Source organism: Rhodococcus sp. DK176, from assembly GCF_038447315.2.
GTDB classification, from domain to species: domain Bacteria; phylum Actinomycetota; class Actinomycetes; order Mycobacteriales; family Mycobacteriaceae; genus Rhodococcus_F; species Rhodococcus_F jostii_A.
The window spans coordinates 1,155,233-1,172,047 of sequence record NZ_CP118321.2 but is presented as its reverse complement, the minus strand read 5'-3'; the positions used below and the strand labels follow the sequence as shown (position 1 = coordinate 1,172,047).

General features: G+C 67.7%; 15 protein-coding genes. 12 read left to right on the top strand and 3 right to left on the bottom strand.

Going from position 1 to position 16,815, the window contains the following annotated elements:
* Positions 1–39: 39 nt before the first annotated feature.
* The 7 genes from PSR88_RS05490 to PSR88_RS05460 all read left to right on the top strand — a co-directional run bounded on the left by PSR88_RS05490 (position 40) and on the right by PSR88_RS05460 (position 7,865).
* Complete coding sequence (locus PSR88_RS05490; RefSeq protein ID WP_005574458.1) at positions 40–717, top strand: cell division protein SepF; 678 nt, start codon at positions 40–42, stop codon at positions 715–717.
* Between the two features lie 133 nt (positions 718–850).
* Positions 851–1,153, top strand: coding sequence for a YggT family protein (locus PSR88_RS05485; protein WP_005247609.1), 303 nt, complete (start codon positions 851–853; stop codon positions 1,151–1,153).
* 102 nt (positions 1,154–1,255) lie between these two features.
* On the top strand, positions 1,256–2,101 hold the full coding sequence (locus PSR88_RS05480) for a DivIVA domain-containing protein (protein WP_011594219.1): 846 nt from the start codon (positions 1,256–1,258) through the stop codon (positions 2,099–2,101).
* A 49-nt stretch (positions 2,102–2,150) separates the two neighbouring features.
* Positions 2,151–2,402, top strand: coding sequence for a hypothetical protein (locus PSR88_RS05475; RefSeq protein WP_011594218.1), 252 nt, complete (start codon positions 2,151–2,153; stop codon positions 2,400–2,402).
* A gap of 261 nt (positions 2,403–2,663) precedes the next feature.
* Positions 2,664–5,831 (top strand): isoleucine--tRNA ligase, encoded by a 3,168-nt coding sequence (gene ileS / locus PSR88_RS05470; RefSeq protein ID WP_016880054.1) that lies wholly within the window; start codon positions 2,664–2,666, stop codon positions 5,829–5,831.
* 46 nt (positions 5,832–5,877) lie between these two features.
* Positions 5,878–7,212, top strand: coding sequence for a DNA polymerase IV (locus PSR88_RS05465; RefSeq protein WP_029537350.1), 1,335 nt, complete (start codon positions 5,878–5,880; stop codon positions 7,210–7,212).
* A gap of 152 nt (positions 7,213–7,364) precedes the next feature.
* A complete protein-coding gene (locus tag PSR88_RS05460; protein ID WP_005247603.1) occupies positions 7,365–7,865 on the top strand; it encodes a hypothetical protein in 501 nt (166 codons plus the stop codon).
* A 99-nt stretch (positions 7,866–7,964) separates the two neighbouring features.
* Here PSR88_RS05460 and PSR88_RS05455 read toward each other — a convergent pair whose 3' ends face one another.
* Together PSR88_RS05455 and PSR88_RS05450 are read right to left on the bottom strand one after the other, a co-directional pair.
* Positions 7,965–8,717, bottom strand: coding sequence for a sensor domain-containing protein (locus PSR88_RS05455; RefSeq protein ID WP_011594215.1), 753 nt, complete (start codon positions 8,715–8,717; stop codon positions 7,965–7,967).
* Positions 8,717–9,670 (bottom strand): hypothetical protein, encoded by a 954-nt coding sequence (locus tag PSR88_RS05450; protein WP_009473723.1) that lies wholly within the window; start codon positions 9,668–9,670, stop codon positions 8,717–8,719. The genes PSR88_RS05455 and PSR88_RS05450 overlap by 1 nt, the downstream gene beginning before the upstream one ends.
* Positions 9,671–9,721: 51 nt before the next feature.
* Between PSR88_RS05450 and lspA the strand changes: the two genes are divergently transcribed.
* The 5 genes from lspA (at position 9,722) to dnaE (ending at position 16,469) form a co-directional block, all read left to right on the top strand.
* On the top strand, positions 9,722–10,318 hold the full coding sequence (gene lspA, locus PSR88_RS05445) for a signal peptidase II (RefSeq protein ID WP_009473722.1): 597 nt from the start codon (positions 9,722–9,724) through the stop codon (positions 10,316–10,318).
* Complete coding sequence (locus PSR88_RS05440) at positions 10,315–11,241, top strand: RluA family pseudouridine synthase (protein WP_029537355.1); 927 nt, start codon at positions 10,315–10,317, stop codon at positions 11,239–11,241. The genes lspA and PSR88_RS05440 overlap by 4 nt, the downstream gene beginning before the upstream one ends.
* 1 nt (position 11,242) lies before the next feature.
* A complete protein-coding gene (locus tag PSR88_RS05435) occupies positions 11,243–11,920 on the top strand; it encodes a hypothetical protein (RefSeq protein ID WP_011594213.1) in 678 nt (225 codons plus the stop codon).
* Positions 11,917–12,834 carry an EamA family transporter RarD gene (gene rarD, locus PSR88_RS05430; RefSeq protein ID WP_016880056.1) on the top strand — a complete coding sequence of 306 codons (918 nt, stop codon included), beginning with the start codon at positions 11,917–11,919 and terminating at the stop codon, positions 12,832–12,834. Before PSR88_RS05435 ends, rarD begins: the two co-directional genes overlap by 4 nt.
* 98 nt (positions 12,835–12,932) lie before the next feature.
* A complete protein-coding gene (gene dnaE, locus PSR88_RS05425; protein ID WP_016880057.1) occupies positions 12,933–16,469 on the top strand; it encodes a DNA polymerase III subunit alpha in 3,537 nt (1,178 codons plus the stop codon).
* A 3-nt stretch (positions 16,470–16,472) separates the two neighbouring features.
* Here the strand turns inward: dnaE and PSR88_RS05420 are convergent, their stop codons facing one another.
* The gene (locus tag PSR88_RS05420) at positions 16,473–16,709 is read right to left on the bottom strand and encodes a hypothetical protein (protein ID WP_011594211.1); all 237 of its coding nucleotides are present in this window, start codon (positions 16,707–16,709) and stop codon (positions 16,473–16,475) included.
* Positions 16,710–16,815: the final 106 nt, after the last annotated feature.

Genomic DNA, 16,815 nt, shown 5'->3' with positions numbered 1-16,815 from the left:
CAGTTGGATCCTGTCCGCCGCGCCAAGGAAGGTCGATCAATGAGCAGTCTGCACAAGTTCAAGGCTTACTTCGGCATGGTTCCCCTCGACGACTACGAGGACGAGTACCTGGACGAGCCGGAACCTGCGCGCAGGCCTGCTCGACCGGCCCGCGACAGTGGACGTGATCCGTACCTCGACCGCGACGACCGTGACTTCGCCGAGCCGGCCTTCAGTAAGGCCGCCTACGCTCCCGGCCGCCGGGACGACCTCGACGACGACTTCGACCGGTACGACGGCCCCCGGCACTCGTCCCGGGTCGAACCCGTGGCCGTCCGGTCGGCCCGTCCCAGCGCGAGCGGTGCGGTGCGCGGCAGCACCCGTGGCGCGCTGGCCGTCGACACGCGGTCCGAGCGGGTGGAGAGTCGTCGCGGACCCCTCTTCGACGAAGGTGGGCCGCTGTCCAAGATCACCACGCTGCGCCCCCGCGACTACGGGGAGGCCCGCACGATCGGCGAGCGGTTCCGTGACGGCACCCCCGTCATCATGGACCTCGTCGAAATGAGCAACGCCGACGCCAAGCGCCTCGTCGATTTCGCCGCCGGACTGGCCTTCGCGCTGCGCGGGTCCTTCGACAAGGTGGCCACGAAGGTGTTCTTGCTCTCACCCGCAGACATCGACGTGTCCGCCGAGGAGCGTCGCCGCATCGCGGAAACCGGCTTCTACAGCCAGAAGTAAACCGGGGAGCGGGGGAAACGACCATCGGGATCCGAACGTCCGTAACGACGCGGGCCGCGGCGGCTGTGGCGGAGAAAACCCTGGCCACGCGGCTCGTTTTGATCGGCCGGACATTCTCAGGCAGAGTGAAGGTGTGGCCTTGTTCTCGGTGATCTACTTGATACTGTTTGTCTTTTGGCTGCTACTCATCGGCAGAATTATTGTCGAGTTCGTACGGACCTTCGCACGAGACTGGCGACCAACCGGCGTCGTGGTCGTCATTCTCGAGGCGATTTTTACGGTCACCGATCCACCGGTCAAACTGCTACGGCGGTTGATCCCCCCGATCAATCTCGGTGGGGTGCGGTTGGATCTATCCATCATGGTCTTGCTGTTCATCGTCTTCATCCTGATGTCGATCGTTCAGGGACAAGCGCGTGCTACGGGTCTGGTGTGACAGAATGGACCCCATTGATCCAGTCTTGATTCACCGTTACGTAGACTGCGCTGTAACTGAATGCTTGCTAGACCGCCAAATGACGCGTGAAGGGATCCTTCCATGCCGCTGACTCCCGCTGATGTGCACAATGTCGCGTTCAGCAAGCCACCGATCGGTAAGCGGGGCTACAACGAAGACGAAGTCGATGCGTTTCTCGACCTCGTCGAGCAAGAGTTGTCGCGCCTGATCGAGGAGAACGCCGACCTTCGGCAGCGAGTAGGGGAGCTCGACAAGGAGCTCGCCGATGCGAAGAAGGCTCCACGCTCCGGGTCCGCAGCACCGACTCCCGCTCCGAAGGCGGAGCCGGCTCGTGTCGTCGAGCAGCCCAAGGCTCCCGCGCCGGCACCGGCTCCCGCCGCTGCGGCCGCGGCCGCTCCCGCGCAGGGCGCCGACGCTCACATGCAGGCCGCCAAGGTTCTGGGTCTCGCCCAGGAGATGGCGGACCGTCTCACGAGTGACGCGAAGACGGAGTCCGAGCAGCTGCTCGGCAACGCGCGCACCAACTCGGAGCAGCTGGTCAGCGATGCACGGACCCGTTCCGAGACGATGATCGCCGACGCCCGCCAGAAGTCGGAAGCACTGATCACGGACGCTCAGACCCGTTCCGAGACCCAGCTGCGCCAGGCCAAGGAGAAGGCCGACGCGCTGCAGGCGGACGCGGAGAAGAAGCACACCGAGATCATGGCGACGATCAACCAGCAGCGTTCCGTGCTCGAGGGTCGTATCGAGCAGCTCAAGACGTTCGAGCGCGAATACCGCGTGCGCCTGAAGTCGTACCTGGAGTCGCAGCTCGAGGAGCTGGAGCAGCGGGGATCCGCGGTTCCGGTGGACGGCGGTCAGGATTCGTTCGCGCAGGGTGGATCGCAGTCCAATTACAGCCAGTCCTACGCCAAGGGCAATAGCTGACTGAGCGCGCGGTAGTTGCCCAGCCAGCGGCCCGGATAGAGGTTGAGCCGTGCTGGTCGTGACACTCGCTCTTGCAGCGGTGGGGTTCGCTCTCCTGGTGGTGGCTCTCATGACCGGTTCGGTCGTGTGGGCCTGGGGATGCATCGTGGTATGCGTCGCCGGAGCGGTCCTGCTGCTCGTCAGCGCCCTCGCAGGCAAGAAGGCGGCGGCCGTTCCGGGGCAACCCGCGAGCGGTGTTCGCGCTGACCGCGGTCCCGCACGGGACGCGGACACGACGCCCGGATCCGACGAGGGCGACTGAGCTGCCGTATCCCGGTGGCGGCTAGACTGCATTCAGCGAACAATTCAGTAATCGAGTTACGGGGCGACGATCCGGCCATCACCGGGGAGCCTTCGGAAGAACGGCCGGCACGCCGGCTCAGTAGAACCGAACGGGTGGGCCCGTCACAGCCCGGCACCGAGAGGCGCCCTCCGGGGTGCAAGCGGGGTGGTACCGCGGTGGTGACGCAGGAGGCGTCTCCGTCGTCCCCGTGCCGAGTACGTCAGGCACGAGGAGATCGCGGTGACCGACACCAGCAACGTGACCAGCAGCAACGAGTCCTACCCCAGGGTCGACTACGGCGTCTCGCAGGATGCGGGTGTCCGGTTCCCTCAGATCGAGCAGCGTGTGCTGGCCGGCTGGGACGAGGACGACACCTTCCGGGCGTCGGTCGCCCAGCGTGACGACGCCCCCGAATTCGTGTTCTACGACGGTCCGCCGTTCGCGAACGGTCTCCCGCACTACGGCCACCTCCTGACGGGGTACGTCAAGGATCTGATCCCGCGGTTCCAGACCATGCGCGGCAACAAGGTCGAGCGCCGATTCGGCTGGGACTGCCACGGACTGCCCGCCGAACTCGAGGCGGAGAAGCAGCTCGGCATCAAGGACAAGTCCGAGATCGACGTCATGGGTCTCGAGAAGTTCAACGAGTACTGCAAGTCTTCCGTGCTGCGCTACACGGACGAGTGGCGCGACTACGTCACCCGTCAGGCGCGGTGGGTCGACTTCGACAACGACTACAAGACCCTGGACCTCGACTTCATGGAGTCGGTCATGTGGGCGTTCAAGGAACTGTTCGACAAAGGCCTGATCTACCAGGGTTTCCGTGTGCTGCCGTACAGCTGGTACGAGCAGACGCCGCTGTCGAACCAGGAGACCCGGCTCGACGACGCGTACAAGATGCGCCAGGACCCCGCCGTCACGGTCGACATGCCGCTGCACGGCGAGGGCCCGCTCGACGGCGCCAACGCGATCATCTGGACCACCACGCCATGGACGCTGCCGTCCAACCTCGCGGTCGCAGTGCACCCGGACATCGACTACGTCCAGGTGACGGGCGCCGACGGCAAACGCTACGTGCTCGCCAAGGATCGGCTGGGGCACTATGCCCGCGAACTCGGCGAGGCGCCCGAGGTGCTGTCCGAGCACAAGGGTGCGGACCTCGTCGGGCTCCGCTACGACCCGCCGTTCGACTTCTTCGTCGGTCACGAGAACGCGCACCGCGTCATCTCCGCCGACTACGTCACCACCGAGTCCGGTACCGGAATCGTCCACCTCGCACCGGCTTTCGGTGAAGAGGACATGGAGTACTGCACGGCGAACGGGATCGAGATCGTGCAGCCGCTCGATCCGGGCGGCAAGTTCACGGCGATGGTGCCGCCGTACGAGGGTCTCCAGGTGTTCGACGCGAACCCGGTGATCATCAAGGACCTCAAGGCTGCTGGAAAGTTGCTGCGGCACGAGACGATCGAGCACTCGTACCCGCACAGCTGGCGCAGCGGGCAGCCGCTGATCTACATGGCGGTCCCGTCGTGGTTCGTCGCGGTCACCAAGTTCCGCGACCGCATGGTCGAGCTGAACCAGGACATCACGTGGGTGCCCGAACACATCCGCGACGGACAGTTCGGCAAGTGGCTCGAGGGTGCCCGCGACTGGAACATCAGCCGCAACCGGTACTGGGGCAGCCCGATTCCGGTGTGGGTGTCCGACGATCCGGCGTACCCGCGCACGGACGTGTACGGCTCGCTCGACGAACTCGAGCACGACTTCGGGGTGCGGCCGACGGATCTGCACCGGCCGATGATCGACGACTTGGTGCGCCCGAACCCGGACGACCCGACCGGGAAGTCGATGATGCGGCGTGTGCCCGAGGTCCTCGACTGCTGGTTCGAGTCCGGGTCGATGCCGTACGCGCAGGTGCACTACCCGTTCGAGAACCGTGAATGGTTCGACGGCCACTTCCCTGGCGATTTCATCGTCGAGTACAACGGGCAGACCCGCGGCTGGTTCTACACGCTGCACGTGCTGGCGACGGCGCTGTTCGATCGTCCCGCCTTCAAGACCGTTGCGGCTCACGGCATCGTCCTGGGTGAAGACGGACTGAAGATGAGCAAGTCCAAGGGCAACTACCCGGACGTGAAGGAGGTATTCGAGCGGGACGGCTCGGACGCCATGCGCTGGTTCCTCATGTCCTCGCCGATCCTGCGCGGCGGAAACCTCGTCGTCACCGAACAGGGCATCCGCGAGGGTGTCCGGCAGGCGCTGCTGCCGCTGTGGAACGCGTGGAGCTTCCTGCAGCTGTACGCGCCGACCTCCGGTGAGTGGCGCACGGATTCGACGAACGTCCTGGACCGGTACATCCTCGCGAAGCTGGCCGGAACCCGGGACGCCATCACCGGCGCGCTCGAGACGAACGACATCGCCGGGGCGTGCGACGAACTGCGCACGTTCTGTGATGCGCTGACGAACTGGTATGTGCGGCGGTCGCGTTCGCGTTTCTGGGACGAGGACAAGGACGCCGTCGACACCCTCCACACGGTGCTCGAGGTGGTCACCCGGCTCGCCGCTCCGTTGCTGCCCCTGATCAGCGAGGTCATCTGGCGGGGACTGACCGGCGGACGGTCCGTGCACCTCGCGGACTGGCCGGCAGGAGCGGAGCCTGCGGAGCGACCCGGAAGCACCGCGGGTCAGCTGCCGGCGGATCCGGAGTTGGTGTCGGCGATGGACGAGGTGCGGTCGGTGTGCTCGACGGTGCTGGGCCTGCGCAAGGCACAGAACCTCCGGGTGCGGCTGCCGCTGCCTGAGGTGACGGTCGCGTCCGACGACGCGGAGCGCCTGCGCCCGTACCTGGGTCTCATCGCCGACGAGGTCAACGTCAAGAAGGTCGACCTCACCACCGACGTGGACGTGCACGGCCGGTTCGAGCTCGTCGTCAACGCGCGCGCCGCGGGACCGCGCCTCGGCAAGGACGTGCAGACCGTCATCAAGGCCGTGAAGGCCGGTGACTGGTCGGAGAATTCGGACGGCGTCGTCGTCGCGGCGGGGATCGAGTTGCTGCCGGAGGAATACACGCAGCGGCTCGTGGCCGCCGAACCGGAGTCGACGGCAGCCCTGCCCGACGGGGCCGGTCTGGTCGTCCTGGACTCGGCGGTCACCGAGGAACTGGAAGCCGAGGGCTGGGCGAAGGACCGGATCCGCGAGTTGCAGGACGCGCGGCGCGCCGCCGGGCTCGAGGTGTCCGATCGGATCACCGTCGTCCTCGACGTGCCCGAAGAGCGGCGGGAATGGGCGCTCGCGCACCGCAAGCTGATCGCGGGCGAGATCCTCGCCGTCGAACTGGAACTGGCCGAGGCGCCGGGCGACGCCGTCGAGCTCGGTGAGGGTGTGCGGGCGGCGATCGCGAAGGCGTGACCTGTCGTACCGGGCGGGTATTTTGCACCAGGTGAGTCGTCGGTGGGTGCTGCACCTCGACATGGACGCGTTCTTCGCGTCGGTCGAGCAGCTCACCCGGCCGACGCTCCGCGGCCGCCCGGTTCTCGTCGGTGGGCTCGGCGGGCGCGGCGTCGTCGCCGGCGCCAGCTACGAGGCGCGGGTGTTCGGCGCGCGTTCAGCCATGCCGATGCATCAGGCCCGCAGGCTGGTGGGTCCCGGTGCGGTGGTGCTGCCGCCGCGGGGTCGCCTCTACGGCATGTTGAGCAAGTCCGTGTTCGACGCGCTCCGCGGCCCGATGCCGGTGCTCGAGCAACTGTCGATGGACGAGGCGTTCGGCGAACCCATCGAGCTGGCCGGGGCGGATGCGGGCACGGTGCAACGCTATTGCGAGGGACTGCGCGCGTTGGTGCTCGAGGAGACGGGACTGGTCGCGTCCATCGGTGCCGGGTCGGGCAAGCAGGTGGCCAAGATCGCGTCCGGTCTGGCCAAACCCAACGGGATCACGGTGATTCCGCCGGACGAGCAGCATGCGGTGCTGGACGAGCTTCCGGTGCGGAAGCTGTGGGGCATCGGCCCGGTCGCGGAGGAGAAGCTGAAGCGGCTCGGCATCGAGACCATCGGCGGTTTCGCGCGGACCCCGGAATCGGAGGTGGCGTCCATTCTGGGCACCACGGTCGGACCGGGCCTGCACCGGTTGGCGCAGGGCATCGACAATCGGCCGGTCGCCGAACGCGCCGAGTCCAAACAGGTCAGTGCGGAGACGACTTTCGCCACCGACATCGTCACGATGGCGGAGTTGCGCGGTGCCGTCGAGTCGAGCGCGGCGTCCGCGTTCGTGCGTCTGCAGAAGGACGGCCGGGCGGCGCGGACGGTGGTGCTGAAGCTGAAGAAGGCGGACATGAGCGTCGTGACGCGCTCGGTGACGCTGCCCTACGCGACCCTCGACCGTCAGATCCTCGTCGCGGCGGCGCAGCGCCAGGTGATCGATCCGCTGGAACTCGGGCCGGTGCGTCTGGTCGGGGTGGGATTCGCCGGACTGTCGACGGTCCGCCAGGGCTCGCTGTTCCCCGAACTGGACCTGGACGTCCCGGGTTATCAGGAGTCGAAGATCACGGTGGCGGGCGCCGACGACGGCCTCTCCGCGCCCGTTCCGGCACCCGCCCGGGCGATCGACACCCGGTGGCATCCCGGTCTCGACGTGACGCACCCGGACTTCGGTCACGGCTGGGTGCAGGGGGCGGGCCACGGTGTCGTGACAGTCCGATTCGAAACGCGCACAACGGGTCCGGGGAAGGCACGGACCTTCAAGGTGGACGACGCGCAACTCGAACGGGCCGATGTGGAAGGCTCGCTCGAGTGACCGGACCCACCGCCCGGACGAAGGAGTGGAGACCGGCTCCACGAGAAGGTAGCCTCGGGCGCTGATGCTTACCCTTGGGTAATGTTGGCCCGGGTAGCGATAGATGCTCAGATCGTCCGAGAACGAACACCGAGAATGAAGAGGTTATTGAGTTGAAGCTTCGTAAGATCACGGTTGCCGGAGTAGCAATCGCCGCAGCCCTCACGATGTCCGCGTGTGGCTCCGACGAGAGCGACACGGCGACCAAGACCACGACGACGACTTCCGCAGCTGCCGAGACCTCGGAAGCCATCGAGGTGCCCACCGCGGCCGATCTCAACGCGCTTCTGGTGCAGGGCCTCGATCCGGCCACGCCGCTCGAGGTCAAGTCCGCGATGGTCGAGGGCTCGGAGCAGGATCCGGAGCTCATCAACCAGGTCGCTGCCGCAGCCAAGGCGAACAACGCCGAGGTCACCGTTCTCGACCCGGTCATCGACAACGGCGACGGCACCGCCAGCGGCCAGCTGCAGCTGACCGTCAACGGCCAGGTCCAGCAGGGTGGCGTTCCGGCCATCTTCGTTCCCGGCGAGAACGGAACGTGGAAGCTGTCGAAGATCACCGCATGCCAGATCGTGTCGCTCGCGCAGCTGACCTCGCCTGCATGCCCTGCCTGATTTCAGGCCGAACCGCGCGGTCCTGACGGATCGCCGCGTTCTGGCACCGATGCCGGTGTCCCCTCGGGGACACCGGCATCGGTCGTTCGTGGCCTGGTCTCAGCCGGCGGGTGCGGGTGCGAGCTTCGCGACGGCGGTGCTCGTCAGGTCGCCGAAGACGCCGGCGTCGATCGGGTCCTGGCCCGTCGCGACCAGCTGCGTGACGGTGCTCCCGACGACGACCACCACCACATCCGAGACCAGACTGACGCCCTCGCTGGTGGTGACGAGCCGGAACGCCACCGATGCGTCGCCCGCGGGCTGCTGCTCGCGGCCGCCGACCCGGTACTGCACCTGCACGCCGTCGGCGTCCGTGCCGGTGTACTCGGTGCATCCCGCCAGCCGGTCCTGCACCGCCGAGAACGCCGCGGAGGCGTCGGCGCCGGTACCGTAACTGGCCGCGTCCTGGTCGATGGTCGCGAAGCCGGGGCCGGTGAACCAGCCGGACGCCGCCGCCACCGCGCCCGCACGCTGATCCGCGACGGGCGACAGCACGGCGCCGCATTCCGCCGGATTCGTGCTCGACTTGTCGGAGTCCGCCGACTCCGACGCCGGAGGCAGCCCCAGATCCTCCTCGGGATCGGGCACCGGGGTGAAGCCGACGGGAAGGTCCCCGGCGTCGAGGAGGGCCGCCTTCAGCGCGGCCCGATCGGGGAACGGTGCGCCCGCCGCGTCCGGCGCTGCGGTCACTACCGGTCCGAGCGGCGCGAGTGAGGCGCCGGCACCGGCGTCGCCGGACGCGTTCGACGAGCACGCCGACAGCGCGAGCACCGCGAACAGGGAACAGGATGCGGCAACGGTTCCGCGGCGCATCAGGAACCCCACCGGACCGAGTTCGACGTGGTCTGGTGCAGGCGGGTGGAGCCGTCGGGGTCGCTGTACTCCTGGTCACCGCCCACGGTCACCGTCCCGGTGACGGGCAGCGGCAGGCCGAGGTCGACGGTCATGGTGCCCGAGCCCTGCATCACGTACTGGTCGACGTTCAGCGTGCCCGCCTCCCCGGGCAGCTCCCAGACGGGTGACTTCGGCTTCTGGTCGATCGTGTAGTCGACGGTGAGGCGGTTGCCGTCCCGGGCGGTCAGGGTGGCCACCGTGGTCTGGTCGAGGGCGATGCCGCTCATCACCTGCTGGCGGATCGTCCACTGGGCGCCCACCCCGACGGGCTCCGCCGGAAACGGGACCGTGCGGTACACGGCCTGGTAGAAGGCCTGCTCTATCGCGGAGCGGGCGATGTCCTGGGCTTCGGCGTCCGGACGCAGTCGCAGTGCGGTGATCGCACCGGTGGGGTCGACGGTGAACCCGGCGCCCGAACCGGCACTGGCCTCGAGCGCGCTGCCGAGCCGGTCGTCGGGGCTGGTGACGTCACCGAGCGTGAGGTCGACGGTGGTGCCGCCGTCCGTGTCGTCGGTGGACTGCCCGACGGCGGCGGTGAGGGGGAGTGTGATCTCGGGTGAGGAGAAGTCCTGGGCGGGCTGGTCGTCGATCTGCTGGAACACCTGCGCGTCGGTGATCAACTGCACCTGCTGTGTGACCCCCACCGGCGGTCTGCGCTGGATCACCTCGCGCGGCTCCTCGCCGGGCTGGATCAGTTCGACGGTGGTCGCGGAGATCGGGACGGTCACTTCGGCGGGAGTGGACGTGGACCCTGCGGGGCTCGACTCCGAGGAGTCGCCGTCACCTCCGCACCCGGCGGTCAGCGCGACCAGGGAGAGGGTTGCGGCGAGTAGGCAGAATCCGGGTCGCAGAGCGTTCGAGAACAGTGGCACGCCCCCAGGTTAGTGCGCGCGGGAGCGCGTGAACGGAGGCTTGCCTCCGTAGTGGATGATGAACGGGTGAGTCAAGACCCCACGGCAGAGAACGAGACCGACGCCGAAGACCGAAACGACGATGACCCGTCCGGCAGCGCACCGCCGCAGCCGGTGACGCATCAGCGCAGGCTGCTGCTGTTCGTGATCGCAGGTGTCGTCCTGGCCACGGACCTGCTGACGAAGATCCTCGCCGTCGCGAACATCGAGCCCGGCCGGCCGGTCTGGTTGATCGGAGACATCGTCTCGCTGCGGCTCGTGCGCAACCCGGGCGCGGCGTTCTCCATGGCCACCGGCATGACGTGGCTGCTCACGCTCGTCGCCGTGGGTGTGGTGATCGGCGTCGTCCGCATCGGCCGCACGCTGCGGTCGCCGTGGTGGGCGCTCGGTCTGGGGCTGGTACTCGGCGGCGCCCTCGGCAACCTCGTCGACCGGTTCTTCCGGGCACCGGGAGTGATGCAGGGTCACGTCGTCGATTTCGTGTCCGTCGGCTGGTGGCCGGTGTTCAACGTGGCGGATTCCGGCATCGTGTGCGGTGCGATCCTGCTCGTGGTGCTCACCCTGATCGGGCTGGAACCGGACGGAACACGCAAGGGGGTAGAGAAGTGAGGGAAACACGGTCGATGCCGGTCCCGGACGGGCTCGAAGCGATGAGGGTCGACGCCGGACTCGCTCGACTGCTCGGTCTGTCGCGCACCGCGGTGGCTCAGCTCACCGAGGAAGGTTCGGTGCTCGTCGACGGCGCACCCGTCGGCAAGTCCGATCGCCTGTCCGCAGGCGCCTGGCTCGAGGTGGAACTGCCCGAACCGCCGCGTCCGCTGACCATCGAGGCGGAGCCCGTCGAGGGCATGGAAATCCTGTACGCCGACGACGACGTGGTCGCCGTCGACAAACCGGTCGGTGTCGCCGCCCACGCCAGCGTGGGCTGGACCGGTCCGACGGTGATCGGCGGTCTCGCCGCCGCAGGCTTCCGGATCTCGACGTCGGGTGCGCACGAGCGCCAGGGCATCGTGCACCGGCTGGACGTCGGCACGTCCGGAGTGATGGTGGTGGCCACGTCGGAACGCGCCTACACACTCCTCAAGCGCGCATTCAAGCAGCGGACCATCGACAAGCGATACCACGCGCTGGTGCAGGGGCACCCGGATCCGAGCAGCGGAACCATCGACGCGCCGATCGGCAGGCACCGCAGCAACGACTGGAAGTTCGCCGTCACCGCGGACGGCAAGCCCAGCATCACGCACTACGACACGGTCGAGGCGTTCCAGGCGGCGAGCCTGCTGGACATCCACCTCGAAACGGGCCGGACCCATCAGATCCGCGTCCACTTCGCCGCACTGCGGCACCCGTGCTGCGGCGACCTCACGTACGGGGCCGATCCGCGGCTGGCGGAACGTCTCGGGCTGGAGCGGCAGTGGCTGCACGCCCGGTCGCTCGGGTTCGCGCATCCCGCGGACGGGCGGTGGGTCGAGATCACGTCCAAGTACCCGAAGGATCTCGAGGACGCTCTCGGGGTTCTGCGGGCGAGCTGAGGTGAGGGTCCCGCACCCGAGCGGTCCGGCGGTGCCGGCAGCGCTCACCGCCGTCGTCCTGATCGCGGTGACGGTCGTGCTCGGAGCACTGCATCCCGTCCGGCGCGCACCCGTGTCGACGGACAGCCTGGGCCCGGACAACGGGGAAGTGGTGGCCGACTACCTGGCCCGGGCGGACCGATCGCTCGACGCGGCGGACGGGCGCCGAGAGCGCTGGGCGCTGGTGTCGTTCACGCGTCCGGTGACGACGCACGTCGTCGGGGACGTTGCGTCCGGCACCCGCGTGTCGCAGGTGCTCTTCCGTGTGCCCCTGGACCGGGTGCAGACACCCCTCGTTCCCGTGTCCGTCGCGGCAGGCGATGCGGCCCTCGCACGGGCGAGTGTCCTGGCCGCCGGACGCGCCCAGGCGATGACGGGCGAAACGGAGCGGCAGGCGCAGATCGCGGCGGTGTCGTCGGCGGTACTGGCCCGGAACTGCGCGTGCGTGATCGGTGTCGTCGTCCGCGGTGATCACGAAGCCCTCACCGCGCTGCGGTCCGCCCCGGACGTCCGGGCGGTCGAGGCGCTCGGAGCCGACGCCGTCGCCGGGCGGTTCGCCGTGCGCCCGCTGTTGCCCGAGCAGGTCGAGACCGTCGTGCCCGGCCCCGATGACGGGCTCGTCCCGGGGAGCGGTTCGTGAAGGCGAGGCAGGCGGAAACCGTGGGTGCCGCATGTGGAGTCGGCGCCTACGTGCTGTGGGGGGCGTTCCCGGCGTTCTTCGGATTGCTCGGCCCGGCCGGGTCGGTGGAGATCCTCGCGCACCGGGTGGTGTGGACGCTCGCGCTCATGTTCGTCGTTCTCGCGGTCTCGAGCCGGCTCCGGTCGCTGCGCGGGCTGAGCGTGCGCACCTGGCTGCTGGTCACCGCCGCGTCGACCGCCATCGCCGTGAACTGGGGCACCTACATCTACGGGGTCACGTCGGACCGGGTGGTCGAGACCGCGCTCGGCTACTTCATCAACCCGTTGGTGAGCGTGCTGCTCGGGGTCGTGATCTTCCGGGAGCGGCTCGTCCCCGCCCAGATCGTCGCCCTCGCGCTCGCCGCCGTCGCGGTCATCGTGATCACGGTCGATTACGGGCATCCGCCGTACATCGCGCTGACCCTGGCCGCGTCGTTCGCGCTGTACGGACTGTGCAAGAAGGTTGTGCCGCTCGATCCGCGGACGAGCCTCACCGCCGAGGGGATCGTGGCCGCGCCCGTCGCGGTCGGCTATCTCGTGTTCCTGGCCCTCACCGGGGCGGGCACGTTCCTCGGGTTCGGGTCCGGTCACACCCTGCTGCTGATGGCCGCGGGACCGGTGACGGCCCTGCCGTTGTTGCTGTTCGGCGCGGCCGCGCAACGGGTGCCGTTGCGCACACTCGGCATGCTGCAGTACCTGACGCCGGCGCTGCAGATGGCGTGGGGCGTCGCGGTTCTCCACGAGGACATGCCCGCGTCGCGGTGGATCGGTTTCGCGCTGATCTGGGTGGCACTCGCGATCTTCAGTACCGATGCGCTGGTACGGGTCCGGCGCGAGCGGCGAAGGACCGAGCCGTCCCAGGCGCCCGTCCAGTAACTCGCGTCACGACTTCGCCGACACCCGCCGTCGGCGACCGGTGCTGTCGGTCCGAGGGCCTACACTCGTGAGGCTCCCAGACCTTCAGAGAGGCGCACGTGGCTGACTCGTTCGTACATCTGCACAATCACACCGAGTACTCGATGCTCGACGGTGCGGCCAAGGTCGGCCCCCTGTTCGAAGAGGCCGAGCGACTGGGGATGTCGGCGGTCGGCATGACCGACCACGGCAACATGTACGGCGCCAGCGAGTTCTACAACGAGGCCAAGAAGCAGGGCATCAAGCCGATCATCGGCATCGAGGCGTACGTCGCGCCCGAGTCCCGCTTCAACACCAAGCGCGTGTTGTGGGGCGACCGCAGCCAGAAGTCCGACGACGTCTCCGGTAGCGGTGCGTACACCCACATGACGATGGTCGCGGAGAACGCGACCGGCCTGCGGAACCTGTTCAAGCTGTCCTCGCTCGCGTCCATCGAGGGTCAGCTCGGCAAGTGGGCACGAATGGACGAAGAGCTCATCGCCACCCACCACGAGGGCATCATCGCGACCACGGGCTGCCCGTCCGGTGAGATCCAGACCCGGCTTCGGCTCGGCCACGACCGCGAGGCGCTCGAGGCCGCCGCCAAGTGGCAGGAGATCTGGGGCAAGGACAACTTCTTCCTCGAGCTGATGGACCACGGACTGTCGATCGAGCGACGGGTGCGCGAGGGCCTGCTCGAGATCAGCAAGAAGCTCGAGATTCCGCCGCTCGCCACCAACGACTGCCACTACGTCACCAAGGAAGCCGCGGAGAACCACGAGGCCCTCCTCTGCATCCAGACCGGTAAGACACTGTCCGACCCCACCCGGTTCAAGTTCGACGGCGACGGCTATTACCTGAAGCCGGCCGCGGAGATGCGGGCGCTGTGGGACGACCAGGTGCCCGGAGCGTGCGACAACACACTGCTGATCGCCGAGCGGGTCCAGTCGTACGACGACGTGTGGGCGCACCACGACCGGATGCCGATCTTCCCGGTCCCCGAGGGCGAGACGCAGGGCACCTGGCTGCGCAAGGAGGTCATGCGCGGACTGGACCGCCGGTTCCCCGACGGTCCGCCCGAGGAGTACCTCGCCCGCGCCGACTACGAGATCGGCGTCATCCTCGAAATGGGTTTCCCCGCCTACTTCCTCGTCGTCGGCGACCTCATCAACCACGCCCGGGAGGTCGGCATCCGCGTCGGCCCCGGCCGAGGCTCGGCGGCCGGTTCGCTCGTCGCCTACGCGATGGGCATCACCAACATCGACCCCATCCCGCACGGCCTGCTGTTCGAGCGGTTCCTGAACCCCGAGCGCGTCTCGATGCCCGATATCGATATCGACTTCGACGATCGCCGTCGCGGCGAGATGGTGCGCTACGCGACGGACAAGTGGGGCAGCGACCGCGTCGCCCAGGTCATCACGTTCGGCACCATCAAGACGAAGGCGGCCATCAAGGACTCCGCCCGAGTCCAGTTCGGTCAGCCCGGTTTCGCGATCGCCGACCAGATCACGAAGGCGTTGCCGCCGCCGATCATGGCCAAGGACATCTCGGTGTCCGGCATCACCGACCCGAACCACGAGCGCTACAAGGAAGCGGTGGAGGTTCGCGCCCTCATCGACTCCAACCCGGACGTCGCGAAGATCTACCAGACGGCCAAGGGACTCGAGGGCCTGATCCGTAACGCCGGCGTCCACGCCTGCGCGGTGATCATGTCGTCCGAACCGCTGATGGACGCGATTCCCGTGTGGAAGCGCGCCCAGGACGGCGCCATCATCACCGGCTGGGACTACCCGTCGTGCGAGGCCATCGGCCTGCTGAAGATGGACTTCCTCGGACTGCGGAACCTCACCGTCATCGGTGACGCCATCGACAACATCAAGGCCAACCGGGGGATCGACCTCGATCTCGACACCCTCGCGCTCGACGATCAAGCCACGTACGAACTGCTCTCCCGCGGAGACACTCTCGGTGTGTTCCAGCTCGACGGCAGCGCGATGCGCGACCTGCTGCGCCGCATGCAGCCCACCGGCTTCGAGGACATCGTCGCGGTGCTCGCGCTGTACCGGCCCGGTCCGATGGGCATGAACGCGCACAACGACTACGCCGACCGCAAGAACGGGCGGCAAGAGGTCAAACCCATCCACCCGGAGCTCGAGGAGCCCCTGAAAGAGATCCTGGCCGACACGTACGGCCTGATCGTCTACCAGGAGCAGATCATGCAGATCGCTCAGAAGGTGGCCGGGTACTCGCTCGGACAGGCCGACATTCTCCGCCGAGCCATGGGTAAGAAGAAGCTCTCGGTGCTGGAGGAGGCGTACGCCGGTTTCCGTGAGGGCATGCTCGCCAACGAATTCTCCGAGCCCGCCATCAAGGCGCTGTGGGACACCATCCTTCCGTTCGCCGGGTACGCGTTCAACAAGTCGCACGCGGCCGGGTACGGCCTGGTGTCGTTCTGGACCGGGTACCTCAAGGCCAACTATCCGGCCGAGTACATGGCCGGTCTGCTCACCTCGGTCGGTGACGACAAGGACAAGGCCGCCGTCTACCTGGCGGACTGCCGCAAGATGGGTATCACCGTGCTGCCGCCGGACGTCAACGAATCGGAGGTCAACTTCGCCTCCGTCGGTGAGGACATCCGGTTCGGCATGGGCGCGGTCCGCAACGTCGGTGCCAACGTCGTGGGCTCGATCATCAAGGCGCGCAAGGAGAAGTCCAAGTTCGTCGACTTCTCCGACTACCTCAACAAGATCGACGCCGCCGCCTGCTCCAAGAAGGTCACCGAGTCGCTGATCAAGGCAGGCGGGTTCGACTCGCTGGGTCATCCGCGCAAGGGACTCATGCTCGTCCACGCCGACGCCATCGACGCGGTGATGGGTACCAAGAAGGCGGAGGCGATCGGACAGTTCGACCTGTTCGGTGGCGACGACGCCGACGAGTCGATCTCCTCGGTGTTCAACGTGAAGATCCCGGACGAGGAGTGGGACTCGAAGCACCGGTTGGCGCTGGAACGGGAAATGCTGGGACTGTACGTGTCCGGGCACCCGCTCAACGGCGTCGAACACGTGCTGTCGGCGCAGTCCGACACCGCGATCCCGACCATCCTCGAAGGCGACATCAAGGACGGCACCCAGGTCACCGTCGGCGGCATCCTCGCGTCGGTGAACCGGAGGATCAACAAGAACGGTCTCACCTGGGCGTCCGCGCAGCTCGAGGATCTGACCGGCGGTATCGAGGTGCTGTTCTTCCCGCAGGCCTACTCGGTCTACGGGATGGATGTCACGGAGGACTCCGTCGTGCTCGTCAAGGCGCGCGTGTCGATTCGTGACGACCGGATCTCGCTCATCGCCAACGACCTTGCGGTGCCGGATCTCTCGGCGGTGGGGGTCGCGAAGCCGCTGGCGGTCAGTCTTCCGCTGCGTCAGTGCACCAAGGACAAGCTCGGTGCGCTGCGTCAGGTGCTCACGCGCCATCCGGGGACCTCGGACGTGCACGTGCGGTTGATCGGCGGCACCGAGGTCACGTTGTGGAAGGTGGACGACGTGCTCCGGGTGGAACCGTCGTCGGCGTTGATGGGTGATCTCAAGGCGCTGCTCGGACCGAGCTGCCTGTCTGTGTGACGGCTAGGGGCGCGGCGGGTAGAGGCGCCGCGTCCACCACACGAGGACGGCCACCGCGGCGGCGGTGAGGACGGCCACTTGCAGTGTCTGGGTGACGACGAGGATCGTGACGAAAACCAGTAGTGCGACGGCCAGCGCTTCCAGTTTGTACAGGGGCCACTCGGTGCCGGCGAGATCGACAGTGCGGGCGGGGCTGTCGCGGCGAATCTCGCGGCGCACCCATGCGTCGTGTGTCGTCATCGCAGGTCACCTCACTGGCGCGGGTCGGGGGAGCGGAGGTCCCCCGCGTGGGATCAGGGTACTCGGAACCCGGAGTTCGGCGCAACGAACAAACGGATGTGGTTCT